We start from the raw sequence: 23,887 nt of genomic DNA on the forward strand, positions 1-23,887 counted from the left end.
GGCTCAGCCCTGCCGCTGCCGGTAGACCGAGACCGCCAGGCACAGGTCCTCCCAGGCCTTGGCCTTCTCGGTGGGCTGGCGCAACAGGTAGGCCGGGTGATAGGTCACGATCACCGGGGTGCCGTGGTAGTCGTGCACCTGACCACGCAGGCGGCCAATCGGTTCGTCCCGGCCCAGCAGCTGCTGGATGGCGAAGCGGCCCATGGCCAGCAGCACCTTGGGCCGCACCAGGGCGATCTGGCGCTGCAGGAAGGGCGCGCACTGCGCCAGTTCCTCGGGCTGCGGGTTGCGGTTGCGCGGCGGCCGGCACTTGAGGGTGTTGGCGATGAAGACCTGGTGGGCCGCGTCGGCCTCGGACCGGGTCAGGCCGATGGCCTGCAACATGGCGTCGAGCAGCTGACCGGCCGCGCCGACGAAGGGCTCGCCCTGCTTGTCCTCCTGCTCGCCCGGCGCCTCGCCGACGATCATCCACTCGGCGGAGGTGTGGCCCACGCCGAAGACGGTGTTCTTGCGGCTCTCGCACAGGGCGCAGGCCTGGCAGCCCGCCACGGCCTCGCGCAGCGCGGGCCAGTCCATCGCGGCCACGCCCCCTTCCTGGGAGGGCGAGGCGACCAGCGGTTGTGCCGGCGCAGTGGCCAAGGGCGTGGACGGCGCGGGTGGCGCCGTCCGCACGGGAGCAGCCGGCATGGCCGGTGTGGGAGCGCGCGCTGGCGCGGGGGCAGGGGCGGACTCGGGGGCAACGGCCGGCGCCTGGACAAGCGCCGCCGGCTCCGATGGCACGGGCGCGACCGCCATCTCCGGCGGGGGGCTCCAGAGACGCAGGCCCAGGCCCTGGAGCAGGGCCTGCTGGCGTTCAGTCCACGGCATGTCCGGCCTCCCCGCCATCCTTGGTCTTCACCGGACGACACATCACCACCGCGTCTTCACGGCCCTGGACGGCCGGGTAGTAGGCCTTGCGGCGCCCAACGGCGACAAAGCTGTTGCGCTCGTACAGCTGACGCGCCCGCGCATTGCTCTCGCGCACCTCCAGCCAGAGCTGCAACGCCCCGGTGGCGTGGGCCAGGCGGCCCAGGTGGTCCAGCATGCGGCGGGCATGGCCCTGGCCCTGCTGGGCCGGTGCCACCGTGATGTTGAGCAGATGCATCTCCTCGACCCCGCCCATGGCGACGTAATAGCCCCAGAGCGCCCCGTCGGCCGGCCCGCGCAGCAGCCAGGCCGGGTGGCCCACCGCCAGCGAGTCGATGAAGTTGCCGCGCGTCCAGGGAAAGGCATAGGCCTGATGCTCGATCGCGACGACCTCGTCCAGATCGGACACGGTCATCGGCGCCAGGCGCGGCGCGGTCCCGGCGCCGCTCGTCACCGCCCGGCCCCCTGCTTGAGCGCCTCGCGCTCGGCGGTGGTCAGGGCCACCTTGTCGCGCAGGTAGACCGGCAGCGCCTGCTCGGGCGGCAGGCCGCGGCCCTGGGCCCAGGCCTCACGCGCCAAGCGCAGGGCGGCGCCGGCCCGGTCGAGCTGCGTGCCCCACACGCGGCTGCCGCTGGGCAGTGGCAGCCGCTCGCCAAAGGCGGCCGGGGCATTGCCTGCCAGCTGCAGTGGCGCGGCACCCCAGCGGGCCTGCAAGGTGTCCAGGTCGCTCAGATGGGGCGCGACCACAGCCTCCCAGCCGGCCGCGCCGCGGCGATAGGCCGCGGCATAGACCTCGTCCATGCGGGCATCCATCGCCACCCACAGCAGCGCATCGGCGGCGTCATCCAAAGCGCCCTGGGCGCGGGCGTCTTCGGCCACGATCAGCAGGCTGTCCAGCGCCAGCACCGGCTTGCCGGCCCCGAAGGCCAGCCCCTGAGCCACCGAAACAGCCGTGCGCAGCCCGGTGAAGGCCCCGGGACCCTGGCCAAAGGCGATGGCATCCAGATCCGCCAGCGCCAGCCCCCCTTCGGCCAGCAGCGCCAGCACGGTGGGCACCAGCGCAGCCGAAGCCAGCGCGCCTCCCGCACTGCCATGCGTCCAGGCATCCTCGCCCTTGCCCACCGCCACGGCCATCTGCTCGGTGGCGGTGTCCAGCACCAGCAGCTTCATGGGTGGAACGGGAACCGGACCGGGATGGCCGACCCGTGCAGCAAAGGAACGAGGGGGAGCATGCCGCCAGTGTAGCCGTGCGATGATCCCCCGATGCGAGGAACGCCCTGCCCCCCGCGCCGCGTCATCCTGCGGCTGTCCCTGCTCTATCTGCCTCTGCTGGCGCCCCTGGCCCAGGCCGCGCCCACCCTGCCCCCGGGGGTGCAAGCCGCCCTGCGACGGGCCCAGGTTCCGGCCGAAGCCCTGTCGGCGGTGGTGCAGGAGGTGGGCAGCGACCGTCCGCTCTGGAGCCTGGGGGCGGACATCCCGCGCAACCCGGCCTCGGTCTTCAAGCTGCTCACCACCTACGCCGCGCTGGACCAGCTGGGGCCGGCCTGGACCTGGCAGACACCGGTCTATCTGACCGGTCCCGTGCATGACGGCGTGCTGGACGGCTCGGTGCTGCTGCGCGGCAGCGGCGACCCCGGCCTGGTGCTGGAGCGGGTGTGGCTGCTGCTGCACCACCTGCAACAGCGGGGGGTGCGCGGCATCCGGGGCGACATCGTGCTGGACCGCAGCGCCTGGCAGCTGCCGCCCGACACGCCGGCCGATTTCGACGGTGAGCCCAGCAAACCCTACAACGTGCAGCCGGATGCCCTGCTGCTGAACTACAAGACCCTGACCCTGCACTTCAGCCCGATGCTGGAGCAGGGCGTCGCACGGGTCAGTGCGGAGCCCCGGCTGGCCGGCGTGAACCTGCCCGAGACGGTGCCCCTGAGCAAACGCCCCTGCGGCGACTGGCGCGCCGGCCTGCAGCCCGACTGGAGCGACCCCGCCCACATCCGCCTGTCGGGCAGCTTGGGGGCCGACTGCGGCGAGAAGGACTGGCCGGTGGCCTATGCCGACCCGGCCCGTTACAACGCCCTGCTGATCGCCCAGCTCTGGCAGGAGATGGGTGGGCGCCTAGACGGCCAGGTGAAGGAAGGCACCGTGCCCCCACAGGCCGTGCCGACCTGGCAGGAGAACTCGCCGCCCTTGGCCGAGGTGGTGCGTAACATCAACAAGTTCAGCAACAACCTGATGGCCGAGCAGCTCTTCCTGACCTTGGGCATGCTGGACCGCCCCGACCCCAGCCGACCGGCCACGCCCGATGACGCACGCACCGCGCTGCGCAGCTGGCTGGCCCAGCGCCTGGGCCCCGAAGCCGCCACGCAGGTGGTGGTGGACAAGGGCTCCGGCCTGTCGCGCGAGACCCGCATTAGCGCCCAGCAACTGGCCACGCTCCTGCTGCAGGCCTGGCGCAGCCCGGTGATGTCGGAGCTGATGAGTTCGCTGCCGGTGAGCGGGGTGGATGGCACGCTCAAGCGCTCGACCGCCACCGGTGGCCGGGCCCATCTGAAGACGGGCTCACTGCGCGACGCGGCCGCCCAGGCCGGCTATGTGCTCTCGCGCAGCGGCCGCCGCTATGTGCTGGTGGCCCTGGTCAACGACGAACAGGCCGGGCGCGCACGGCCCGCGCTGGAGGCCCTGACCCAGTGGGTCATGGACGACGCACCGGGGCCCTGAACAGGGCACCCCGGCGTTCCCGAACGGTCAGAACGGGTTGCTGGTGGCGCGGGTGATCGCCAGGCTGCCCAGGGTGGAGTGGGCAATGTAGGCGTTCAGGTGAATGCCGTCGACCCACAGATCCTTCTTGGCCGCGTTGTCATTGGGCACGGTGGCCGTGGTGCAGGTGGACAGGCTGGCCGCCCCGCCCAGGTAACCATCGCTGTCGGCCGTGGCGTTGTCGATGTCCGCCACGTGGGCATCGTCACAGGCGGCCTCGGTGGTCTCGTAGTTGCCGTACTGCACCAGGTTGGCCACCGAGTCGTTGAAGGTCAGCAGGCCGATCTTGCTGCCATCGTTCAGCAGGGTGGTGCGCAGGCCCTGGTTGAAGGCGTCGGACAGGCTGGTCATCAGTTTGGCCTCGGACGAGCCTTGCTGCTTGGCCCAGGGCGTGGCGCCCATTTCGAAGACCTGCGCCACCAGCACGCGGGCCCCGGTGTCGGTGATGGTGTTGATCAGCCGCCCCAGCTTCTCGCCGCGGGCAGTGGCTTCGCTGGTCTTGTCGGCGGTGGAGCTGTAGGTGACGCTGTCCTTGTAGATCTCGATGACATCGTTCATGCCGACCCACACCGTGACCAGGTCGTTGCTGCCCAGGGCATCGTGGCCGATGTCGCCCTGGAAGTCGCTGAACTGGGCCTCCACGGCCCGTTCGGTAGCCCCGTACCGGGCCTGCATCAGCGCATTGAGCCGGCTGCTGGCCAGGTTGTTCGGGTTGCACTCCTTGAAGGTCAGGCCGTAGTAACTCGCCAGCCTCTGCACCCAGTTGTAGCGGCTGCTGTCGCTGCACAGCACCGTGGCGTTGGTGGTGTCCAAGCTGTTCAGCGCGTTCATCGCGTAGTGGTCACCGTTGCCGGAGTTGTTGGGGTCCACCAGCGCGCTGTACTCGTCGCCGAACACGATCAGGCGGCTGGGCACGAACTTGTCGTAGTGCGAGGTGCCGCCGCCGCAGGAGGCCAGCAGCCCAACCGAACACCCGACGGCAGCAAGGGCACGCAACAGGCGGGCGGGCAATGCGAATTTCATCTTGGCTCCAATGGTGAGTCGAAGGGCGGGCGGCTCAATCCGCCGCCGCCCGTTGCAGTCGATCGCGCACCCCGTCCCAGGCCGGGTCGGCCGGTGGGGTCTCGATCCAGATCAGTACCGCGCCGGTGGCATCCAGTTCCCGCAGGGCCGCGAACAATTCGTGGGCGGCAGCTGCGGCATCGGCCGGCATCGGGCGCAGCGGCCAGACCGAAGCCCTGGGTTGGACGCTGCGGGAATATACCGCCACGGTCGGGGGCTGGCCGGCCACGGGCGCCGGCAGCACGGACAGCGCCTGGCGCAGGCTCTCGCCGTCCATCAGGCGCACGCGGGCGCGCGGGGCGTAGTGCGAGGTCAGCGTGCCCGAGGCCCGCGGCGCCGCCGCGTCGCGTTCGCGCAGCGGCTCACCCAGCACGGCTTCCAGCTCGGCCCGGGTGAGGCGGCCAGGCCGCAGCAGCACGGGATGCCCCCGCGAGCAGTCGACGATGGTGGACTCGATGCCCACTTCGCAGTCGCCACCATCGAGCACCAGCAGGTCCGGTCCGAACTCGCCCTGCACATGGGCGGCCGAGGTGGGACTGACCCGACCGAAGCGGTTGGCACTGGGCGCGGACACCCCGGGCACCCCCAGGGCGGCGGCCTCGCGCAGCAGGGCCTGGGCCACCGGATGCGAGGGGCAGCGCAGGCCGATGCTGTCCTGCCCGCCCGCCGACAGCGTGGCCACCCCCGGGCGGCGCGGCACGATGACCGTCACCGGCCCGGGCCAGAAAGCGGCGGCCAGGCGACGGGCCGGCTCGGGCCAGGCGGCGGCAAAAGCCATGGCCGCGGTTTCGTCGGTCACGTGGACGATCAGCGGATGGCCGGCCGGCCGGCCCTTGGCGGTGTAGATCGCCCCCACGGCAGCATCGTCATCGGCCCGGGCCGCCAGGCCATAGACGGTCTCGGTGGGCAGGCCCACCAGTTCGCCGGCCGCCAGGGCCTGGGCCGCGCGTTGCAGCGCGGCGGGGTCGCGACCGTCCAGCACCGGCATGGTTCAGAAGGCCGGCAGGCCCAGCAGCGCGCAGACCTGCAGGGCCGTGGCGGTGGCCGCCTCCGGCGTGGCCGCGGTGACAGTCAGGTGACCCATCTTGCGGCCGGGCCGCGAGCTGGTCTTGCCGTAGAGGTGCAGGTGCACGCCCGGCAGGGCCAGCACCCGGTCCCAGGGCGGCGTGCGCTCCTGGCCCTCGCTAAACCACAGGTCGCCCAGCAGGTTGAGCATCACGGTGGGCGAATGCAGGCGCGGCATCACCAGCGGCAGGCCGGCCATGCAGCGCACCTGCAGCCCGAACTGCGACAGGTCACAGGCGTCGATGGTGTAGTGGCCGGAGTTGTGCGGCCGGGGCGCCATCTCGTTGGCCACCAGGGCCGAGCCGCCCTGCCCGTCGTCCACGACGAAAAACTCGACGCACAGCACGCCCACATAGCCCATCTCGGCGGCGATCAGGCCGGCACGTTCGATGGCCTGAGCGGCCAGGGCGGCGTTCACCTGGGGCGCGGGCACCTGGGTCACGGCCAGGATCCCGTCGCGGTGCAGGTTCTGCTGCACCGGGAAATGGACGAGCTGGCCATCGGCCCCGCGGGCGACGATGACACTGAGCTCGCGCTGCAGGGCCAGGCGCTTTTCCAGCACGCAGGGCACCTGCTTCAGCTCGGCCCAGGCGGCAGCCAGCTCGGCGGCGTTGGCCACCCGCACCTGGCCCTTGCCGTCGTAGCCCATGCGGGCGGTCTTCAGGATGCCGGGCAGCAGGTCGGGCGACACCGCGGCCAGTTGCTCGGCGGTCTCGATGACCGCGTAGGGGGCACAGGGCACACCGGAGGCGCCGAAATGGGCTTTCTCGGCCGCGCGGTCCTGGCAGATGGCCACGGCATCGCCGGCCGGCGCCACCGGGCGACGCTCGGCCAGGGTGCGCAGGGCCTGGGCCGGCACGTTCTCGAATTCGGTGGTGATGGCGTCGGCCGCCTCGGCCAGTTGCTTCAGGCCGGCCGGATCCAGGTAGTCGGCCGGGATGTGCAGGTGGGACACCAGGCCGGCCGGACTGGCCGGATCCGGGTCCAGCACCGCGGTGCGGTAGCCCATGGCCTGGGCCGCGTGCACGAACATGCGGCCCAGCTGGCCGCCGCCCATCACGCCCAGCGTGGCCCCGGGCTGCAGGGGTCGGATCGGGTGGGTCATGGCGTCAGCCCAGGTCCTGGGTCATGGCCCGTGCCGCCTCGGTCTGGCGGGCCCGGAAGGCTTCCAGCTGCGCACGCAGCGCCGGGTCGCGGTTGGCCAGCATGGCCACGGCGAACAGGGCCGCGTTGGCGGCACCGGCGGTGCCGATGGCGAAGGTGGCCACCGGGATGCCCTTGGGCATCTGGACGATGGAGTGCAGGGAATCGACCCCCTGCAGGTGGCGACTGGCCACCGGCACGCCCAGCACCGGCACCACCGTCTTGGCGGCCAGCATGCCAGGCAGATGGGCGGCTCCGCCAGCGCCAGCGATGATGGCCTGCAGCCCGCGCGGAGCGGCCTGTTCGGCGTAGGTGAACATGTCATCGGGCATGCGGTGGGCCGAGACCACACGGGCCTCGTGCGGCACACCGAACTCGGCGAGAATCTGCGCCGCGGCCTTCATGGTCTCCCAGTCGCTGGAAGAACCCATGACGATGCCCACGACGGGCGCTGCAACGGACGAGGCACTGTTCAAGGCTGGATGCTCCGATCACCAAACCCGCGATTTTAGGCTGGCCTTGTTTCTCCCGTGTTCGACCCTATCTCTCGCAGGCTGCCACAGACCGGCCCCAGGAACCCGAGACCATGATTGACATCACCATCGAGAACTTCCAGACCGAGCTGATCGAGGCCTCCCGCCAGCAGCCGGTGCTGCTGGACATCTGGGCCCCCTGGTGCGGTCCCTGCAAGGCCCTGGGCCCCCTGCTGGAGAAGCTGGAAGTGGCCTACGGTGGCCGCTTCGTGCTGGCCAAGCTCAACAGCGACGAGCAGCCTGAGATCGCCGGCCAGCTGAGCCAGGCCTTCGGTGTGCGCTCCATCCCCTTCTGCGTGATGTTCTCCGGTGGCCAGCCGGTGGACGGTTTCGTCGGCGCGCTGCCCGAGGCCCAGGTGCGCGAATTCCTGGACAAGCACGTGCCCAGCGAAGAGGCCCTGGACGCCGAAGCCGAGGTGGAGGAGGCCGAGGCCCTGCTGGCCAGCGGCGAGCACGACATCGAGACGGTGCTGGCCAAGCTGCAGGAAGCGGTGGCCATCGACCCGTCCAACGACGTGGCCCGCCTGGACTATCTGAAAGTGCTGCTGGGTCTGGCCCGCACCGAGCCGGCCCGGGTGGCCCAGGCCCGCGCGGCCTTCGAACCAGCGGCCGTCCAGGCGATGACGGACGGCCGCTTTGCCGCGGTGCAGCGCTGGATCGAGGCCGCCGAGGCAGTGCAGCAAGCGCCCGACCTGGCGGCGCTGGACGCGGCGATTGCCGCCAACAAGCGCGACTTCGCCGCCCGCTTCCAGCGGGCCCAGCACCTGTTCGTGGCCGGCCAGCTGACGGACGCGATGGACGAACTGCTGGAGATCATCATGCGCGACAAGGCCTGGCAGGACGAGGCCGCGCGCAAGACCTACGTGGCCATCCTGGAGCTGATGACCAAGCCGGCCCCCAAGGCGGCCGAGGCCACGCCGGGCAGCACGCTGGAGATCGCCGGCAAGTCGGCCGTGGCGCCCAGCGACCCGGTGCTGGACCAGTACCGCCGCAAGCTCAGCATGGCGCTGTTCTGAGCCTGCGCCCGGCGGAGGGCTCCGTCAGGCCAGGCCCTGCAGGGCCTGGGCCAGGGCCTCGCGCCAGCGCTGCTGCTCGGCCCGGTACGCGGCCAGGGCCTGGTCGGCCAGGGTCTGGTGGCGCTGGGCTTCGTCCTCGCGCGAAAGTCCCTGCCAGACGCGGGCCAGGCGGGCGTGGGCGGCGGCGCAATCATCCGGATCGAACTGAGCCTCGATGCACTTGGCCGCCTGGCGGGCGTCCTTGAGCGCCTCGCGCGGCCGATCACGCCGCAGATGGCACCAGGCGCGCTCCGCCACGAAGCGGGCCTCGCGATGGGCCAGCCCTTCCACCTTGGCCCGTGCCAGGTGGCTGTCGAACAGGGCCACCGCCTCGTCCCAGCGCCCCAGCACCACCAGCAACTGGGCCCGGGCCTGCAGCGGCACCATGGTCTGCAGCGCCGCAGCGCCAGCGCCCCAGTCATAGTTGGCCGTGGATTCCGCTTCGAGCAGGGCGCGGTGGGCGGCCTCGATGTCTCCCTGGCCGAAGGCGTCTTCCAGGCCGATGCGGCCCGCCCGCATCGCTGCGATGTTGTGCAACAGCGCGCTCATCATCGAGGTGTCTCCCTCGGCAATGGCATGTTCGCGGGCAAACTGGTACCAGAGCTGCGAGCGGCTGTCGTCGCCGGCGAAGCGGTGGGCATCGGCCAGCACCAGGCCCAGGCGAGCCTTGGCCGCGTGGTTCTGCGGCGAGGCCAGTTGCAGGGCCTCGCGCAGTTGGCTGGCCATGGCCGGGAGGCGGGACGCGTTGAAATTCAGCGTGGCCATCCAGCCCAGGGCCAGGGCTTGCAGGTCCACCTCGCCAGCCTCGACCGCCAGCGCGTGGGCCTGGCGGAACTTGTCCATGGCCTTGGGGGTGATCGACACGAAATGGTCGATCTGCCCGTCCACCAGGCTCACCCAGGCCGTCAGCCGAGGGCTGCGGCGACGCTGGGCCTGGCTGCGCAGGCCAGCCAGGGCAAAGCGGGCGTCATCGAGCAGGCCATGCCGGGCCAGGGCCCCGGCCCGCTCGGCCTTCAGGCACTCGCGCTGCAGCGGGTCTTCCGCCGTGGCGATGGCGGCGTCCAGCCGCTCGACCAGTCGCGACGCCATGCCTGCCGGCCTCAGCGGGTCAGTCGATCCAGCGCTTCGCGGTACTTGGACGCGGTGCGCTCGATCACTTCGACCGGCAGCGCCGGGGCCGGGGCCTTCTTGCCCCAGGGCTGGCCATCCACGGTGGCTTGCTCCAGCCAGTCGCGCACGAACTGCTTGTCGTAGCTGGGCGGGTTGGTGCCTTCCTGGTAGCCCTCGACCGGCCAGTAGCGCGAGGAGTCGGGCGTGAGCACCTCGTCCATCAGCGTCAGCGTGCCGTCGGCATCCAGACCAAACTCGAACTTGGTGTCGGCAATGATGATGCCCTTGGTCAGCGCATAGGCCGCCGCCTCCTTGTACAGGCGGATGGCCACGTCGCGGACCTTCTCCGACAGCTCGCGGCCGACGATCTCGGCCATGCGCTCGAAGGAGATGTTCTCGTCATGCTCGCCCATCTCGGCCTTGGTGGCCGGGGTGAAGATGGGCTCGGGCAGCTTGGAGGCGTTCTTCAATCCGCCAGGCAGTGCCACGCCGCAGACCGACTGGCTCTGCTGGTACTCCTTCCAGCCGGAGCCGGCCAGGTAGCCGCGCACCACGGCCTCGACCGGCAGCGGCTTCAGGCGCTTGACCAGCATGGCCCGACCCTGCACCTGCGCCACCTCGTCCGGGGCCACCACCGATTCGGGTGCCTCGCCGGTCAGGTGGTTGGGCACCACATGGCCCAGGCGGTCGAACCAGAACAGCGCCATCCGGGTCAGCAACTCGCCCTTGCCAGGGATGGGCTCGCCCATCACCACGTCGAAGGCCGACAGGCGGTCCGAGGCGATCATCAGAATCCGATCGTCGCCGACGGCGTAGTTGTCGCGGACCTTGCCACGGGCCAGCAACGGGAGGGAGTGCAGGGAGCTCTGGAGCAACGCGGTGGCCATGGCAGGGTCAGGAGTGGAGAAAACGGGTCATTTTAGGCCGGGCCTCAAGCAAAGCGGCCGGATCCCGAAGGACCCGGCCGCGCACCATTCAACAAAAGAAGGGGCTCAGAGCACCTGCTGGGCCAGCGCACCGCTGGCATAGCGGGTGGCCATGGCGTCCAGCGCCACGCCCTGGATCTTGCTGCCCTGGCCTTCGCAGCCAAACTCCAGGTAGCGCTGCTTGCAGACCTGCTTGGCCGCCTCGCGGGCGGGCTTGAGCCACTCGCGGGCGTCAAACTTGTCGGGGTTCTCGGCCAGGAACTTGCGCACCGCACCGGTCATCGCCAGACGGATGTCGGTGTCGATGTTGATCTTGCGCACGCCGTACTTGATGGCTTCCTGGATCTCCTCGACCGGCACGCCGTAGGTTTCCTTCATCTTGCCGCCGTACTGGTTGATGATGGCCAACAACTCCTGCGGCACCGACGAGGAGCCGTGCATCACCAGGTGGGTGTTGGGGATGCGGGCGTGGATTTCCTTCACGCGCGAGATGGCCAGAATGTCCCCCGTGGGCTTGCGCGAGAACTTGTAGGCGCCGTGGCTGGTGCCGATGGCAATGGCCAGGGCGTCCAGCTGCGTGGCCTTGACGAAGGTGGCGGCCTCTTCCGGGTCGGTCAGCATCTGGCTGTGGTCCAGCTTACCCACCGCGCCGATGCCGTCTTCCTCGCCGGCATCACCGGTTTCCAGGTTGCCCAGGCAGCCCAGTTCGCCCTCGACGGTGACGCCGACCTTGTGGGCCATGTCCACCACCTTGCGGGTGACGTCGACGTTGTAGTCGAAGGACGACGGGGTCTTGCCGTCTTCCATCAGCGAGCCGTCCATCATCACCGAGCCGAAGCCCAGGCCGATGGCGCCTTCGCAGACCTTGGGGCTGGTGCCATGGTCCTGGTGCATCACCAGGGGAATGTGGGGGTACATCTCGCTGGCGGCCAGGATCAGGTGCTTGATGAAGGGCTCACCCGCGTACTTGCGGGCCCCCGCGCTGGCCTGCAGGATCACCGGGGCGCCGACCTCGTCGGCCGCCGACATCACGGCCTGCACCTGCTCCAGGTTGTTGACGTTGAAGGCAGGAATGCCATAGCCGTGTTCGGCGGCATGGTCCAGCAACTGGCGCATGGAAACGAGAGGCATGGTCGACTCCGGTGAAGAGGAAAAAAGGAAAGGTACAAGACGGCGGGGCCGGCCGGTGCGACGGGATGAAACCGCGCTGTAACCGGGGCAATTCCCCGGAATTCTAGCGGCGGGCATCCCGGCCAGCGGAACCCCCGTCCGCCTCAGCCCACCCGGCAGACCTTGAGCATGTTGGTGCCGCCTGGTGTGCCCATGGGCTCGCCGCAGGTGATGGCATAGGTGTCCCCGGGCCTGAGCACGCCGCTGGCCACCAGCAGGTTCTCGGCCTCGGCCAGGGCCTGCTCGCGCTCGGTGTAACGGGGCACCAGCAGCGCCCGCACATTGCGGTACAGGGCCATGCGGCCGCGGGCCACGGGCTGGCTGGTCAGGCCGTAGATGGGCACGTGGATGTTGTGCCGGCTCATCCACAGCGGGGTCGAGCCCGATTCGGTCAGCGCGATGATGGCCTTGCAGCCCAGGTGATAGGCGGTGAACAGCGCCCCCATCGCGATGGCCTGGTCGATGCGGCCGTAGATGCGATCGCTGAACTGGGCGTCCAGCCGGGTGTCCTCGGTGCGCTCGGCCTCCTCGGCGATGGCGGCCATGTGCTGCACCGTCTCCACCGGGTAGCGGCCGGCGGCGGTCTCGGCGCTGAGCATCACCGCGTCGGTGCCGTCCAGCACCGCATTGGCCACGTCCGAGACCTCGGCCCGGGTGGGCACCGGGTTCTGGATCATGGACTCCATCATCTGCGTGGCGGTGATGGCGACCTTGTCCATCTCGCGGGCCATGCGGATCATCTTCTTCTGCAGGCCCGGCACCGCGGCATTGCCCACCTCGACGGCCAGGTCACCGCGGGCCACCATGATGCCGTCGCTGGCCTTGAGAATGGCCTCCAGCTGGGGGATGGCCTCGCTGCGCTCGATCTTGGCGATCATGGCCGGCTTGTGGCGCCAGGGCTCGCCAGCCACATTGGCCAGCTGACGCGCCATCTCCATGTCGGTGGCGTTCTTGGGAAAGCTCACGGCCAGGTAATCGCACTGGAAGGACATCGCGGTCTTGATGTCCTCCATGTCTTTGGCGGTCAGTGCCGGCGCCGTGAGTCCACCGCCCTGCTTGTTGATGCCTTTGTTGTTGGACAGCTCACCGCCGATGGCGACCACGGTGTGCACCTGCTCGTCCTGCACCCGCTCCACGGTCAGCACGATCAGGCCATCGTTGAGCAGCAGCACGTCGCCGGGGCGCACATCGCGCGGCAGCTCCTTGTAGTCCAGGCCCACGCCGTTCACGTCGCCGGGCTCGCCGCGCGCGGCATCCAGCACGAAAGGCGCGCCGGGCTCCAGCATCACCTTGCCCTGGGCGAACTTGCCCACACGGATCTTGGGGCCTTGCAGGTCGGCCATCAGGGCCACCGGCTTGCCCAGGCGGGTGGCGATCTCGCGCACCAGTGCGGCCCGGTCGATGTGGTCCTGGGCGCTGCCGTGGCTGAAGTTCAGCCGGACCACGTCCACCCCGGCCGCGATGAGCCGCTCCAGGACCACCGGGTCACTGGAAGCGGGGCCGAGGGTGGCGACGATCTTGGTGGCACGGGGCATGGGCGGCAGTCTCCTGTGGTGTGTCGGCAGCGGGCACCCATGCCCGCGCCGTGTCCACGGATTATCCGCAGCCCGCGCCCCGCGCGCAGCCTCAGGCCGTGGCGCGCGCCGCGGCCACGTCGGCCGAGGCCAGGGCCGTCATGTTGACCACCCGGCGCATCGAGGCCTGCGGGGTCAGGATGTGGGCCGGCGCAGCCGCGCCCAGCAGGATGGGACCCACGGTGACGTTGTGGCCGGAAGACACCTTCAGCACGTTGAACAGGATGTTGGCGGCGTCCAGGTTGGGCATCACCAGCACGTTGGCCGCGCCATGGAGCGTCGAGTCCGGCAGACGCACATCACGCACGCTCTCGGACAGGGCCGCATCACCCTGCATCTCGCCATCGCACTCAATCTGCGGCGCGCGGGCGACGAACAGGTCGCGCGCGGCACGCATGCGCTTGGCGCTGGGTCGGTTGGAGCTGCCGAACATCGAATGGCTCAGGAAGGCCACCTTGGGCGGCAGGCCGAAGCGCTGCACCTCTTCGGCGGCCATCAGGGCGATGCTGGCCAGCTCCTCGGCCGAGGGCAGCTCGTTGACGAAGGTGTCGGTGATGAACAGGGTCTGCTGGTCCATGATCAGCGCGTTCATCGTCGCCATCGTCGAGACGCCGGCGCGCGCGCCGATCACCGCGCTGATGTGGTCGAAGTGGGCGTCGAAGCGGCCCACCAACCCGCACAGCATGGCGTCGGCGTACCCCAGCTTGACCAGCAGGCTGGCGATCAGGGTGTTGGAGCGGCGAACCGCCGCCTTGGCCGCATCGGGCGAGACACCGTCGCGGGCCTGCAGGCGGTGGTAGGCCTCCCAGCACTCGCGGAAGCGCGGATCGTCCTCGGGGTTGACCAGCTCGAAGTCCACACCGGCCTTCATGCGCAGGCCGGCGCGCTCGATGCGCATGGCGATGACCGCCGGGCGGCCGATCAGGATGGGCTTGGCCAGGCCTTCGTAGATGACCTCCTGCACCGCGCGCAGCACGCGCTCGTCCTCGCCCTCGGCGTAGACCACCCGGGCCGGCGCGGCCTTGGCGGCCACGAAGACCGGGCGCATGAACATGCCGGTCTGGTAGACGTACTGGCTCAGGCTGACACGGTAGGCGTCCAGGTCGGCGATGGGCCGGGTGGCCACGCCGGATTCGGCCGCCGCACGCGCCACTGCCGGCGCGATGCGCAGGATCAGGCGGGCGTCGAAGGGCGTGGGGATCAGGTAGTCCGGGCCAAAGCGAAGGTCCTTGCCAGCATAGGCGGCCGCGACCTCATCGGAGGTCTCCGCCTTGGCCAACGCGGCGATCTCGTGCACGCAGGCCACCTTCATGGCCTCGGTGATCTTGGTGGCGCCGCAGTCCAGCGCGCCGCGGAAGATGTACGGGAAGCACAGGACGTTGTTGACCTGGTTCGGATAGTCCGAGCGGCCGGTGGCGATGATGCAATCCGGACGCGCGGCCTTGGCGATCTCCGGGCGGATCTCGGGCTCGGGGTTGGCCAGCGCCAGGATGATCGGGTCGCGCGCCATGGTGGCGACCATCTCGCCCGTCAGCACGCCAGCGGTGGAGCAGCCCAGGAAGACGTCGGCATCCTTGGCCGCATCGGCCAGGGTGCGGCCAGCGGTCTTCTGACAGAAGCGCTGCTTGGATGCATCGAGCTTGCCGGCCAGCGCGTCGGCCCGCTCGCTCTGGATCAGGCCCTTGGAGTCGCAGACGAAGATGTTCTCGGTCTTCACGCCCAGGCTGACCATCAGGTCCAGGCAGGCGATGGCGGCGGCACCGGCGCCGGAGACTGCCAGCTTGACCTCGCCGATCTTCTTGCCCACCAGTTCCAGGCCGTTGAGCAGGGCGGCGCTGGAGATGATGGCCGTGCCGTGCTGGTCGTCGTGGAAGACGGGGATCGAGAGGCGCTCGCGCAGCTTCTTCTCGATGTAGAAGCACTCGGGCGCCTTGATGTCCTCGAGGTTGATGCCACCCAGCGTGGGCTCCATCGCCGCGATGATCTCGACCAGCTTGTCGGGGTCGTGCTCGGCCAACTCGATGTCGAACACGTCGACACCGGCGAACTTCTTGAACAGGCAGCCCTTGCCTTCCATCACCGGCTTGCCGGCCAGCGGGCCGATGTTGCCCAGGCCCAGCACCGCGGTGCCGTTGGTCACCACGCCCACCAGGTTGGCGCGCGAGGTGTAGTCGGCCGCCAGCGAGGGGTCCTCTTCGATCGCCAGGCAGGCATAGGCCACACCGGGGGAATACGCCAGGCTCAGGTCACGCTGGTTGGCCAGGGGCTTGGTCGGCGTGACGGCGATCTTGCCGCGCGTGGGGCTGCGGTGGTATTCCAGCGCAGCGTCGCGCAGGGCTTGTTCGGCAGGCGAAAGAGAAGGCTTGGTCATGAACGATGGCGTCAAAAAGGTGCGCGGATGCCGCCGACCCCGATGGCCGAAGGCACCCGCGACAGCGGACGCACAATCTATTCCCATGGAAGCGGTTTCCGGCGCAATCCTGGCGCCTCATGCATTATCTGCATAATGCCATGCACTCATGGCGGGCCGTCCCGGGCCCCGCCAGGCCCCGTTCCCGGTTTCAGGGGGACGGGCGATGGCAGGCCGCGGCCACCGGTGCGCTGCGGTAGGCCTGCCCCAGACGCGTGAACATCGACTTCAGGTCCTGCCCGGGACCGGCATTGGGCGCCTCGCAGGCCCGCCCCTCGAAGGTGGTCAGGTCGATCCGTCCTTGGGCATCACGGGACACCAGACGGCTGTCCGGCGATTCGGCACCGTAGGCCAGCATGCCGATGCCCGATCGAGACAGGTAATCCAGCAGCTGCTGCACCGCTCCTGGGGAGGCATTGCCGCACATGCGGTCGAAGTGGCTCCATTCCGTGGCGACCACGACATGGCGACGCGCGAAATCACCGAAGTAGCGGTTCCAGCCCGCCGCATTGCTGAGATCGGGACGCATGTACGGGTGCACACCGTAGATCAGCTGCCCCAGGGGATCCTTCAGATCCGGCGCCCCATCCAGCAGCCGACCACCGTTGATGCCCTCCACGAGCAGGACATTCGGCACCCCCTGCGAGCGCAGGGCGTCGATGATCGCCTGGTGCCCGGCCCGCCAGAGCTCCCAGGTCTGCGGGTCGGGCCGGGTCACGCTGGCTGGTTCGTTGAACAGCTCGAAAACCACGCCCTGGTCCCGGCTGAAGCGCGGCGCGATGGCCTGCCAGGCCCTCAGGGCGGATGCGCCAGGCATGGTCTCAACGGCTCGCACGCGAGTGCGCCCCTGCCATTGCATCGACAGGAACACGACGAAACCATCGCGACGCGCCAACTGCACCGCTGCCGCCACTTCGTCCAGGTAGTCGGGGCGGTATTGGTGCGACTTGGGATCAAGGAACGGCATGCCGATCTGATAGCGCACTGCATCCCCCCCGAACTGCCGCACCAGATCCATGTTGGCCTGCCCAAAGGAATCGCGGGCCTGCAGGGTGTCGGGATCGCTGTCCCAGCGGGAAGGGATCAAGCGCCCGTAGAACGACAGGCCCGTCGGCACCCAGGGTCGGCAATCGCGCAAGAGCTGCTTGCCGTCGGCAACGCTCACTGCCCCCGGGGGTTGGGCCTCGGCGGCCAGGGTGACCCCGGCCGCCGCGAACAGCACGAGAGGCAGCAGCCTCTGGATCAGACGCCGGCCCAGATTCCCGAGGTTCAAGGCAGGCAGCATGTCAACCCATCCTGTTTCCGTGAAGAATGCCGGCAGGTTACTCCACCCATGGGAGCAGACATGCGCCGCCCCCGGGGGACACAGGGTCAACCGGCCGCGCGCTTGGCCAGGATCTCGAAGGCCGGCAGGGTCTTGCCCTCCAGCACCTCCAGGAAGGCGCCGCCGCCGGTGGAGATGTAGCCCACGTCCTGCTCGATGCCGTACTTGGCGATGGCCGCCAGGGTGTCGCCACCGCCGGCGATGCTGAAGGCGTCACTGGCCGCGATGGCCCGGGCGATGGTCTCGGTGCCGTGGGCGAAGGCGTCGAACTCGAACACGCCCACCGGGCCGTTCCAGACGATGGTGCCCGCGGCCTGGAGCTTGTCGGCCAGGATGGCCGCCGTCTTCGGGCCGATGTCCAGAATCAGGTCGTCGTCGGCCACCTCGCTGGCCGCCTTGACGGTGGCCGGCGCATCGGCGGCGAAGGTCTTGGCGCAAACCACGTCCACGGGGATGGGCACCTCGGCGCCGCGGGCCTTCATGGCCTCGATCACCGCGGTGGCCTCGCCCACCAGGTCCGGCTCGGCCAGGCTCTTGCCGATCTTCAGGCCCGCGGCCAGCAGGAAGGTGTTGGCGATGCCACCGCCGACGATCAGGCCGTCGACCTTGCTCGACAGGCTCTGCAGGATGGTCAGCTTGGTGCTGACCTTGGAGCCCGCGACGATGGCGATGAGAGGCCGCTTGGGGTTGGCCAGGGCCTGGGTGATGGCGTCGATCTCGGCCGCCAGCAGCGGGCCGGCGCAGGCGACCTTGGCGTACTCGGCGATGCCGTAGGTCGTGCCCTCGGCGCGGTGCGCGGTGCCGAAGGCGTCGTTGACGTAGATGTCGCACAGGGCGGCCATCTTCTGCGCCAGCTCGGGGGTGTTCTTCTTCTCGCCGACGTTGACGCGGCAGTTCTCCAGCAGCACGACCTGGCCGGGGGCCACGTCCACACCGTCGACCCAGTTCGCGACCAGCTTCACCTCGCGGCCCAGCAGCTCGGACAGGCGCGCGGCCACCGGGGCCAGCGAGTCCTCGGGCTTGAACGCGCCCTCGGTCGGGCGACCCAGGTGGGAGGTGACCATCACCGCAGCGCCGGCCTGCAGGGCCAGCTCGATGCAGGGCACCGAGGCGCGGATGCGGGTGTCCTCGGTGATGCGGCCTGCGTCGTCCAGCGGGACGTTCAGGTCGGCGCGGATGAACACGCGCTGGCCCGCCACTTGACCTTGGGCGACGAGATCGGCGAAACGGATGACGTTCATGGTGGTATCGAGGAAGACGTGGGTTGGTAACCTGGGTGAAACCGCTATTTTGGCTGCGCTGGCCAGGAAGGCCAAACACCGCCTCGTATATTGAGGCTGGATCCCCCTGCTCACCATGCCCCACCCTCCTGCCGCCGCCCCGTCCGCTCCCGTCCTGCATGTGCTGGGCGAGGGCCTGATGGACTGCTTTGCCGAGCCCGACGGCCGCCTGCGCCCCCGCATGGGCGGCAGCCCCTTCAACCTGGCCCGCGCGGCCGCCCGCCAGGGCCGGGCCGTGCGATGGCTGACGCCCTTCTCCACCGACGCCTTCGGCCAGACCCTGCGGCGTCAGGCGCTGGCTGATGGCATCCTCCCTGGCTCCCCAGTCAGCGCTCTGCCCACCGCGCTGGCGGTGGTGAGCTTCGAAGGCGAAGCCACCCGCTACGGCTTCTACCGCGAGGGCATTGCCGACCGGGACTGGTCGCCCGCGTCGGTACTGGCCGCGCTGGCGGACCACCCGCCCGGCGTGCTGCACACCGGCTCGCTGATGCTGGTGCCGCCGCAGCACGCGGCCACGTTGGCGGTGATGGACGCACTGGCCCAGCGCGGCTGGACGATCAGCCTGGACATCAACCTGCGCCCGCAGCTGGCCGGCGACCTGGCGGACTACCGCGCGGCCGTCTGGGCGGCCCTGGCACGTGCGCATTGGGTCAAGGCCAGCGACGAGGACCTGGCTGTGCTGATGGACCTCCCCCGGCCCCCCCGGCTGGACGAGGCCGAGGCCCTGTGGCCGCGCCTGCAGCGGCCCAGCCACCGCCGGGGCGCCCTCACCTTCGGCGCCCAGGGCGCCTGGCTGACCGTGGCGGGAGACCGTGCCGCCCTGCCGGCCTGTGCCGTGCAGGTGGTCGACACGGTGGGCGCGGGGGACACCTTCTGGGGCACCTGCCTCGCCGACTGGCTGGCCGACCCGGTTGGGGCGACCCGCCCCCAGGTGGAACAGACCCTGCGGCGGGCCTTGCGTGCCGCCGCCCTCAACTGCAGCCGCGCCGGCTGCCAGCCGCCCACCCGGGCCGAGCTCGACGCCGCCGGGGGCTGATCAGCCGCCCCAGCCCAAGCCCAGGTGCAGCACCAGCATGACGGCCGTGCCGCAGACGATGGTGCCCAGGATGTCGCGCCGCCAGGCGAACCAGCCGGCGGCCGCCAGCGCGCCCCACAGCCGCGGTGCCTGCCAGCTGTGGAGCAATTGGCCATGGTCCATCAGCACCTCGGGCGCCACCACGGCCATCAGCGCCGCCAGGGGCGCATAGCGCAGCGCATCGCGCAGCCAGCCGGGCATGGGGATGTCGCGCCGCGGCAGCGAGAAGAAGCCGCGGGTCACGATGGTGATCACCGTCATGCCGATCAGGGTCAGCCAGGTCTCCAGCGGGCTCATCACAGGTCCTTGCGCTGGGCCAGCAGGCGACCGGCCGGGGCCAGGTGGTCCATCACCAGGCCGACAGCCACCGCCGCGGCAATGGCCACCACGATGTTGAGCTTGAGCGGCAAGGCATAAGCCGCCAGGGCCGCGCAGGCCGCCACGGCACCAGCCACCCAGGTGGCACGGTCCACCAGCAGGGTGCCGGTCAGCCCCATCAGCGCCAGCGTACCGGCAAAACCCAGACCCCATTCGGTGGGAATGTGGTTGGCCAACAGGATGCCCAGCACCGAGAAGCCCTGCCAGGCCAGCCAGTTCACGGCCGCACCGCCCCAGAAGAAGGGCCACTGGCCCGCTTGGGGCACCGGATCGGGGTAAGCCTTGATGAACAGGACGTAGTTCAGGTCACCCGCCAGGTAGGCATGGGCCACCTTCTGCCAGAAGGGCCGGTGGCCGAAGTACGGCCGCCAGCCGGCACTGAAGATCACGAAGCGCAGATTGACGCAGGCCGCGGTGGCCCAGACCAGCCACATCGGCGCGCCCTGCACGATCAGCGGCAGGGCCGCCAGTTGGGCACTGCCGGCAAAGACCAGCAAGGTCATGGCCAGCGACAGCGGCACACCCAGGCCGCTCTTGACCATGGCCACGCCTGTCACCAGGCCCCAGGCGCCAATGCCCAGCGAGGCACTGCCCAGTTCCCGGAAGCCCCGGGCAAACGCGGGATCCCGCCACAGTGGCAGGGTCCCGGAGGTGTCGTCATGCATGCCGCCATTGTGGCCGAGGGCTCTTGGCCCCGGTCACCGGCGGGAGGATCAGGCGGGCTTCTTGACCCAGGCGTTGCACCAGCCGTTGGCGTGGATCTGTTTGCGGCCGAACATGGCACAGCCGGCCCATTCGTCACCGGCAGCGCCCTGGAAGAAGCCGCAGTCCGCGCAACGCTGCGAGGGCTGGTGCTTGGGGAACTTGGCGCTGTCGACCTTGGTCGTGTCGTGCTTGTAGCCCAGGGCCACCGCGGTTTCGTCGGTTTCCTCGAGGTGCTTGACCGGCAGGGCGGCCAGGGCCGATTCGGACAGGGCCGCGCCGGCACCGGCCACACCCAGGGCCTGGATCATGAAGACGCGACGGGAGAAGAAGGAAGAGTTCATGCTGCATGCTCCTGCCGGATGGCTGGCCATCCGGCGGGGGGAGGGGACGCACGGTCCCCTCCCCGGTCATCAAAGGGTCAGGATCAGGACAGAGGTCAGTTCTTGGGCAGCTTGAACACCCACATGGTGCCGCCCTGCTCCAGGAAGTTGACCCGCTTGGCCACCTCGCCACCCCACAGCGGCACGGCACCACCCCAGCCCGAGGCCACGGCCACGTACTGCTCGCCGTTCTGCTGCCAGGTGACCGGAGGCGCCACCACGCCGGAACCGGTCTGGAACTGCCAGACCACCTTGCCGGTCTTGGCGTCGGCGGCCTTCAGGTAGCCCTCAGGCGTGCCCCAGAACACCAGGTTGCCCCCGGTGGTCAGCACACCACCCCACAGCGGGGCGTTGTCCTTGACTTCCCAGACGATCTTGCCGGTCTTGGGGTCCACCGCGCGCAGCGCGCCGATGTAGTCCTCGTTGAGCGGCTTGATGGTGAAGCCCGCGCCCAGGTAGGCCGCGCCCTTCTTGTAGGCCACCGGCTCGTTCCAGATCTCCATGCCCCACTCGTTGGACGGCACGTAGAACAGGTGGGTCTGCGGGCTGTAGGCCATCGGCATCTGGTTCTTGCCACCCAGGAAGCCCGGCGCCGCAAACACCTCGCTGCCCTTCTTGCCGTCCGCGCTGCCCGTCGGATCGCCCGGGCGGTTTTCCGGCACGAAGTTCGGGCGACCGGTCTTCAGGTCCACGCCCGAAGCCCAGGTGATCTTCTTGACGAAGGGGAAGGCGTTCTGCAGCTTGCCGGTGGTGGCATCGAGCACGTAGAAGAAGCCGTTGCGGTCGGCCTTGGCGCCCAGGCGCTTGCCATCCTGGTCGAAGGTGATGAACTCGTTGGCGCCGTCGAAGTCCCAGCTGTCGTTGGGCGTGCCCTGGTAGTGCCAGACGATCTTGCCGGTCTTCACGTCGATGGCGACGGTGGAGCAGGAGAACAGGTTGTCACCCTTGCGCAGGTGGCTGTTCCAGGGGGCCGGGTTGCCGGTGCCGAAGTAGGCCAGACCGGTCTTGGGGTCGTAGGTGCCGCCCAGCCAGGTGGCCGCGCCGCCGGTCTTCCACAGGTCGCCCGGCCAGGTCTGGTTGGTCGTGCCGGAGACGCCGTTTTCCTTCTTGGTGCCGTCCTTGTCCCACATGTAGCCCATGTGGCCTTCGACGGTCGGGCGGGTCCAGACCAGCTTGCCGGTCTTGGGGTCACGCGCTTCGACGCGGCCGACCACGCCGAACTCACCGCCGGACACGCCGGTCAGCAGCAGGCCGTTGGCGATGATGGGGGCGGCGGTGGCCGAGTAGCCGGCCGCGTAGTCGTCGATCTTGGTCTTCCAGGCCAGCTCACCGGTGTCCTGCTTCAGGGCCACCAACTGGGCGTCCAGCGTGGCGAAGATCACCAGGTCGTCATACAGCGCAGCGCCGCGGTTGACCACGTCGCAGCAGGGCATGATGCCTTCGGGCAGGCGGTGCTCGTACTTCCACAGCTTCTTGCCGGTGGCCGCGTCCAGCGCATAGAGGCGCGAGTACGAACCGGTGATGAACATCCGGCCGTTGTAGATCACCGGCTGGGATTCCTGGCCGCGCTGCTTTTCACCACCGAAGGAGAAAGCCCACGCGGGGGTGAGCTTGCTGACGTTGGCGGTGTTGATCTTGTTGAGCGGCGAGAAGCGCTGGCCTTGCGGCGTACCGCCCCAGCTCAGCACGTTGCCCGAGGCCGAAGACTCGGTGTCGATCATTTGATCGGTCACGCCAGCGGCGTGGGAAGTGGCGGCGGCAGCCAGGCCGATGGCCATCATCAAGTTCAAGAGGGTCGGTCGCATGTTGTCTCCTCGTGGGTGGACGCCGTCCGGTGGACCGGACTGGCGGTGCGATTGAGCGCTGTCAAACAGCGCAATGTCCGTGCCATGGCCGGGGCCGGATTCCGGGGCCCTTGCGGGACTGCAAGGGCCTGTAACTCCACGGGTTTCCCCGTTCGTCAGATCCTGGGTTGCTACAAGCTCGAACACAGGGTGTCCCAGGTCGACGCGTCGCAGCGGGACAGCCGGCTCAGGCCGCGAGCCCGGGCCAACCCGCACTGGACCAGCGGCGACCGGCTTTGTCGATGGTCATCACCCCCACCCCCCAGTCCCGCGCCACCGTCGCGGCGCCTTGCGGCCCGGCCATGAAGACGACCTTGGTCAGCGCATCGGCCAGCGCGCCCTCGCGCGCCAGCACGCTGACCTCGGCCAAGGCCGGCGGCGAATCGCCGGTGCGCGGATCCAGGATGTGGTGGTGTCGGAAGTCCGGCGTGAAGCAGCTCGGGTTGTCCGCCGAGGTGGCCAGGCAGGCGCCCTGCAGCCCCACCCGGTCCACCCAGGCGTCGGCCTGGCGCGGGTCGGCCACCGCCAGCGTCCAGGGTTGGCCCTTGGCGTTGCGCCCCTGGGCTGCCCATTCACCGGCATCGACCAGGGCGTGGACCACACCGTGGCGCTGGAGCAGCCGCGCCGTCAGGTCGGCCGCATGGCCCTGCGCGATGCCGTTGAGCGTGACCCCCATGCCCGGCCGCGCCAGGCGGATCTCGTCCTCGCCCAACTGCAGCCCCCGCCAGCCCACCTGGGCCCGGACGGTCTCACGCTCGGCGGTGGTGGGCAGTCGCCCGGCCTGGCGGCAGCGGTCGTACAGGGCCCACAGCGGCTGCACCGTGACGTCGAAACTGCCACCGCTGCGCGCCGAAATCTCCTGAGCGCGGCGCAGCAGACCCAGCAGCTCGGCCGGCGGGCGGGCCAGCCGGCCGTCGCGGTTCAGGCGCGAGAGCGCACTGTCCGGGTCGAACAGGTTCATCTGCTCGTGCAGGCGCTGCAGCAGGGCCACCGCGGCGTCCAGCGCCTCGCGCAGGCGGGCGGGGTCCGTGTGGGCGGCCTGCAAGCTCAGCGTGGTGCCGAAGCCCACCAGCGAACGGGTGTCCCAGTGCAGGGGCTCGGTGGACGCCGCGGCGCGGGCGGCCGGCACGGCCCCTGGGGCCAGCAGCGTCGCCAGGGCGCAGCGAAGGAACTGTTGTCGGCGCATGGCAAGC

The 23,887-nt window shown here is 69.9% G+C and carries 22 protein-coding genes; 3 read left to right on the top strand and 19 right to left on the bottom strand.

Annotation, left to right across the window (positions count from 1 at the left end; genetic code table 11):
• Positions 1–3 precede the first annotated feature (3 nt).
• The 3 genes from M0L44_RS10375 to tsaB are packed head-to-tail and all read right to left on the bottom strand — an operon-like array spanning position 4 to position 2,076.
• Positions 4–867, bottom strand: coding sequence for a uracil-DNA glycosylase (locus M0L44_RS10375; RefSeq protein ID WP_252769646.1), 864 nt, complete (start codon positions 865–867; stop codon positions 4–6).
• A complete protein-coding gene (gene rimI / locus M0L44_RS10380) occupies positions 854–1,321 on the bottom strand; it encodes a ribosomal protein S18-alanine N-acetyltransferase (protein WP_252769647.1) in 468 nt (155 codons plus the stop codon). The genes M0L44_RS10375 and rimI overlap by 14 nt, the downstream gene beginning before the upstream one ends.
• A gap of 35 nt (positions 1,322–1,356) precedes the next feature.
• Positions 1,357–2,076, bottom strand: coding sequence for a tRNA (adenosine(37)-N6)-threonylcarbamoyltransferase complex dimerization subunit type 1 TsaB (gene tsaB, locus M0L44_RS10385; protein WP_252769648.1), 720 nt, complete (start codon positions 2,074–2,076; stop codon positions 1,357–1,359).
• Positions 2,077–2,169: 93 nt separating this feature from the next.
• Here tsaB and dacB point away from each other — a divergent pair, with 93 nt between their 5' ends.
• Positions 2,170–3,621, top strand: a complete 1,452-nt coding sequence (dacB, locus tag M0L44_RS10390) for a D-alanyl-D-alanine carboxypeptidase/D-alanyl-D-alanine endopeptidase (RefSeq protein ID WP_252769649.1) — start codon at positions 2,170–2,172, stop codon at positions 3,619–3,621.
• 27 nt (positions 3,622–3,648) lie between these two features.
• Here the strand turns inward: dacB and M0L44_RS10395 are convergent, their stop codons facing one another.
• Genes M0L44_RS10395 through purE form a run of 4 tightly spaced genes read right to left on the bottom strand, consistent with a single transcriptional unit; the run spans position 3,649 to position 7,361 of the window.
• Positions 3,649–4,683: an SGNH/GDSL hydrolase family protein gene (locus tag M0L44_RS10395; RefSeq protein ID WP_252769650.1), complete on the bottom strand. Its 1,035-nt coding sequence runs from the start codon at positions 4,681–4,683 to the stop codon at positions 3,649–3,651.
• 34 nt (positions 4,684–4,717) lie between these two features.
• Positions 4,718–5,710, bottom strand: coding sequence for an L-threonylcarbamoyladenylate synthase (locus M0L44_RS10400; RefSeq protein ID WP_252769651.1), 993 nt, complete (start codon positions 5,708–5,710; stop codon positions 4,718–4,720).
• A 3-nt stretch (positions 5,711–5,713) separates the two neighbouring features.
• Entirely contained in the window at positions 5,714–6,892 is a 1,179-nt protein-coding gene (locus M0L44_RS10405; RefSeq protein ID WP_252769652.1) for a 5-(carboxyamino)imidazole ribonucleotide synthase, read from the bottom strand.
• Positions 6,893–6,896: 4 nt separating this feature from the next.
• On the bottom strand, positions 6,897–7,361 hold the full coding sequence (gene purE, locus M0L44_RS10410; RefSeq protein ID WP_151123659.1) for a 5-(carboxyamino)imidazole ribonucleotide mutase: 465 nt from the start codon (positions 7,359–7,361) through the stop codon (positions 6,897–6,899).
• 155 nt (positions 7,362–7,516) lie between these two features.
• Here purE and M0L44_RS10415 point away from each other — a divergent pair, with 155 nt between their 5' ends.
• The gene (locus tag M0L44_RS10415; RefSeq protein WP_252769653.1) at positions 7,517–8,479 is read left to right on the top strand and encodes a tetratricopeptide repeat protein; all 963 of its coding nucleotides are present in this window, start codon (positions 7,517–7,519) and stop codon (positions 8,477–8,479) included.
• 24 nt (positions 8,480–8,503) lie between these two features.
• Here M0L44_RS10415 and M0L44_RS10420 read toward each other — a convergent pair whose 3' ends face one another.
• From M0L44_RS10420 to M0L44_RS10450, 7 genes are all read right to left on the bottom strand, one after another.
• Complete coding sequence (locus tag M0L44_RS10420; protein ID WP_252769654.1) at positions 8,504–9,607, bottom strand: tetratricopeptide repeat protein; 1,104 nt, start codon at positions 9,605–9,607, stop codon at positions 8,504–8,506.
• An 11-nt stretch (positions 9,608–9,618) separates the two neighbouring features.
• Positions 9,619–10,515 (bottom strand): phosphoribosylaminoimidazolesuccinocarboxamide synthase, encoded by an 897-nt coding sequence (locus M0L44_RS10425; protein WP_252769655.1) that lies wholly within the window; start codon positions 10,513–10,515, stop codon positions 9,619–9,621.
• A 105-nt stretch (positions 10,516–10,620) separates the two neighbouring features.
• Positions 10,621–11,685, bottom strand: coding sequence for a class II fructose-bisphosphate aldolase (gene fba, locus M0L44_RS10430; RefSeq protein WP_252769656.1), 1,065 nt, complete (start codon positions 11,683–11,685; stop codon positions 10,621–10,623).
• Positions 11,686–11,828: 143 nt separating this feature from the next.
• Positions 11,829–13,259, bottom strand: a complete 1,431-nt coding sequence (pyk, locus tag M0L44_RS10435) for a pyruvate kinase (protein WP_252769657.1) — start codon at positions 13,257–13,259, stop codon at positions 11,829–11,831.
• Between the two features lie 91 nt (positions 13,260–13,350).
• The gene (locus M0L44_RS10440) at positions 13,351–15,669 is read right to left on the bottom strand and encodes an NADP-dependent malic enzyme (RefSeq protein WP_252769658.1); all 2,319 of its coding nucleotides are present in this window, start codon (positions 15,667–15,669) and stop codon (positions 13,351–13,353) included.
• Positions 15,670–15,859: 190 nt separating this feature from the next.
• On the bottom strand, positions 15,860–16,993 hold the full coding sequence (locus tag M0L44_RS10445; RefSeq protein ID WP_252769659.1) for a cellulase family glycosylhydrolase: 1,134 nt from the start codon (positions 16,991–16,993) through the stop codon (positions 15,860–15,862).
• 86 nt (positions 16,994–17,079) lie between these two features.
• Positions 17,080–18,273 (bottom strand): phosphoglycerate kinase, encoded by a 1,194-nt coding sequence (locus tag M0L44_RS10450; RefSeq protein ID WP_252769660.1) that lies wholly within the window; start codon positions 18,271–18,273, stop codon positions 17,080–17,082.
• A 115-nt stretch (positions 18,274–18,388) separates the two neighbouring features.
• Between M0L44_RS10450 and M0L44_RS10455 the strand changes: the two genes are divergently transcribed.
• Entirely contained in the window at positions 18,389–19,348 is a 960-nt protein-coding gene (locus tag M0L44_RS10455; protein WP_252769661.1) for a PfkB family carbohydrate kinase, read from the top strand.
• On the opposite strand, the gene M0L44_RS10460 is transcribed toward M0L44_RS10455, so the two are convergent.
• The 5 genes from M0L44_RS10460 to M0L44_RS10480 form a co-directional block, all read right to left on the bottom strand.
• Complete coding sequence (locus M0L44_RS10460; protein WP_252769662.1) at positions 19,349–19,684, bottom strand: AzlD domain-containing protein; 336 nt, start codon at positions 19,682–19,684, stop codon at positions 19,349–19,351.
• Positions 19,684–20,430 (bottom strand): AzlC family ABC transporter permease, encoded by a 747-nt coding sequence (locus tag M0L44_RS10465; RefSeq protein ID WP_252769663.1) that lies wholly within the window; start codon positions 20,428–20,430, stop codon positions 19,684–19,686. The genes M0L44_RS10460 and M0L44_RS10465 overlap by 1 nt, the downstream gene beginning before the upstream one ends.
• A gap of 48 nt (positions 20,431–20,478) precedes the next feature.
• Complete coding sequence (locus M0L44_RS10470; RefSeq protein ID WP_252769664.1) at positions 20,479–20,811, bottom strand: high-potential iron-sulfur protein; 333 nt, start codon at positions 20,809–20,811, stop codon at positions 20,479–20,481.
• A 95-nt stretch (positions 20,812–20,906) separates the two neighbouring features.
• The gene (locus M0L44_RS10475) at positions 20,907–22,655 is read right to left on the bottom strand and encodes a PQQ-dependent methanol/ethanol family dehydrogenase (RefSeq protein WP_252769665.1); all 1,749 of its coding nucleotides are present in this window, start codon (positions 22,653–22,655) and stop codon (positions 20,907–20,909) included.
• A gap of 226 nt (positions 22,656–22,881) precedes the next feature.
• Positions 22,882–23,880, bottom strand: a complete 999-nt coding sequence (locus M0L44_RS10480; RefSeq protein WP_252769666.1) for an FAD:protein FMN transferase — start codon at positions 23,878–23,880, stop codon at positions 22,882–22,884.
• Positions 23,881–23,887 lie beyond the last annotated feature (7 nt).

The sequence above is a fragment of the Ideonella oryzae genome, assembly GCF_024055665.1.
Classification (GTDB): Bacteria; Pseudomonadota; Gammaproteobacteria; order Burkholderiales; family Burkholderiaceae_C; genus Ideonella; species Ideonella oryzae.

Coding starts and splice junctions, on each gene's coding strand:
- M0L44_RS10375 (WP_252769646.1), bottom strand. CDS start 867: ATGCCGTGGACTGAACGCCAGCAGGCCCTGCTCCAGGGCCTGGGCCTG.
- rimI (WP_252769647.1), bottom strand. CDS start 1,321: ATGACCGTGTCCGATCTGGACGAGGTCGTCGCGATCGAGCATCAGGCC.
- tsaB (WP_252769648.1), bottom strand. CDS start 2,076: ATGAAGCTGCTGGTGCTGGACACCGCCACCGAGCAGATGGCCGTGGCG.
- dacB (WP_252769649.1), top strand. CDS start 2,170: ATGCGAGGAACGCCCTGCCCCCCGCGCCGCGTCATCCTGCGGCTGTCC.
- M0L44_RS10395 (WP_252769650.1), bottom strand. CDS start 4,683: ATGAAATTCGCATTGCCCGCCCGCCTGTTGCGTGCCCTTGCTGCCGTC.
- M0L44_RS10400 (WP_252769651.1), bottom strand. CDS start 5,710: ATGCCGGTGCTGGACGGTCGCGACCCCGCCGCGCTGCAACGCGCGGCC.
- M0L44_RS10405 (WP_252769652.1), bottom strand. CDS start 6,892: ATGACCCACCCGATCCGACCCCTGCAGCCCGGGGCCACGCTGGGCGTG.
- purE (WP_151123659.1), bottom strand. CDS start 7,361: ATGGGTTCTTCCAGCGACTGGGAGACCATGAAGGCCGCGGCGCAGATT.
- M0L44_RS10415 (WP_252769653.1), top strand. CDS start 7,517: ATGATTGACATCACCATCGAGAACTTCCAGACCGAGCTGATCGAGGCC.
- M0L44_RS10420 (WP_252769654.1), bottom strand. CDS start 9,607: ATGGCGTCGCGACTGGTCGAGCGGCTGGACGCCGCCATCGCCACGGCG.
- M0L44_RS10425 (WP_252769655.1), bottom strand. CDS start 10,515: ATGGCCACCGCGTTGCTCCAGAGCTCCCTGCACTCCCTCCCGTTGCTG.
- fba (WP_252769656.1), bottom strand. CDS start 11,685: ATGCCTCTCGTTTCCATGCGCCAGTTGCTGGACCATGCCGCCGAACAC.
- pyk (WP_252769657.1), bottom strand. CDS start 13,259: ATGCCCCGTGCCACCAAGATCGTCGCCACCCTCGGCCCCGCTTCCAGT.
- M0L44_RS10440 (WP_252769658.1), bottom strand. CDS start 15,669: ATGACCAAGCCTTCTCTTTCGCCTGCCGAACAAGCCCTGCGCGACGCT.
- M0L44_RS10445 (WP_252769659.1), bottom strand. CDS start 16,993: ATGCTGCCTGCCTTGAACCTCGGGAATCTGGGCCGGCGTCTGATCCAG.
- M0L44_RS10450 (WP_252769660.1), bottom strand. CDS start 18,273: ATGAACGTCATCCGTTTCGCCGATCTCGTCGCCCAAGGTCAAGTGGCG.
- M0L44_RS10455 (WP_252769661.1), top strand. CDS start 18,389: ATGCCCCACCCTCCTGCCGCCGCCCCGTCCGCTCCCGTCCTGCATGTG.
- M0L44_RS10460 (WP_252769662.1), bottom strand. CDS start 19,684: ATGAGCCCGCTGGAGACCTGGCTGACCCTGATCGGCATGACGGTGATC.
- M0L44_RS10465 (WP_252769663.1), bottom strand. CDS start 20,430: ATGCATGACGACACCTCCGGGACCCTGCCACTGTGGCGGGATCCCGCG.
- M0L44_RS10470 (WP_252769664.1), bottom strand. CDS start 20,811: ATGAACTCTTCCTTCTTCTCCCGTCGCGTCTTCATGATCCAGGCCCTG.
- M0L44_RS10475 (WP_252769665.1), bottom strand. CDS start 22,655: ATGCGACCGACCCTCTTGAACTTGATGATGGCCATCGGCCTGGCTGCC.
- M0L44_RS10480 (WP_252769666.1), bottom strand. CDS start 23,880: ATGCGCCGACAACAGTTCCTTCGCTGCGCCCTGGCGACGCTGCTGGCC.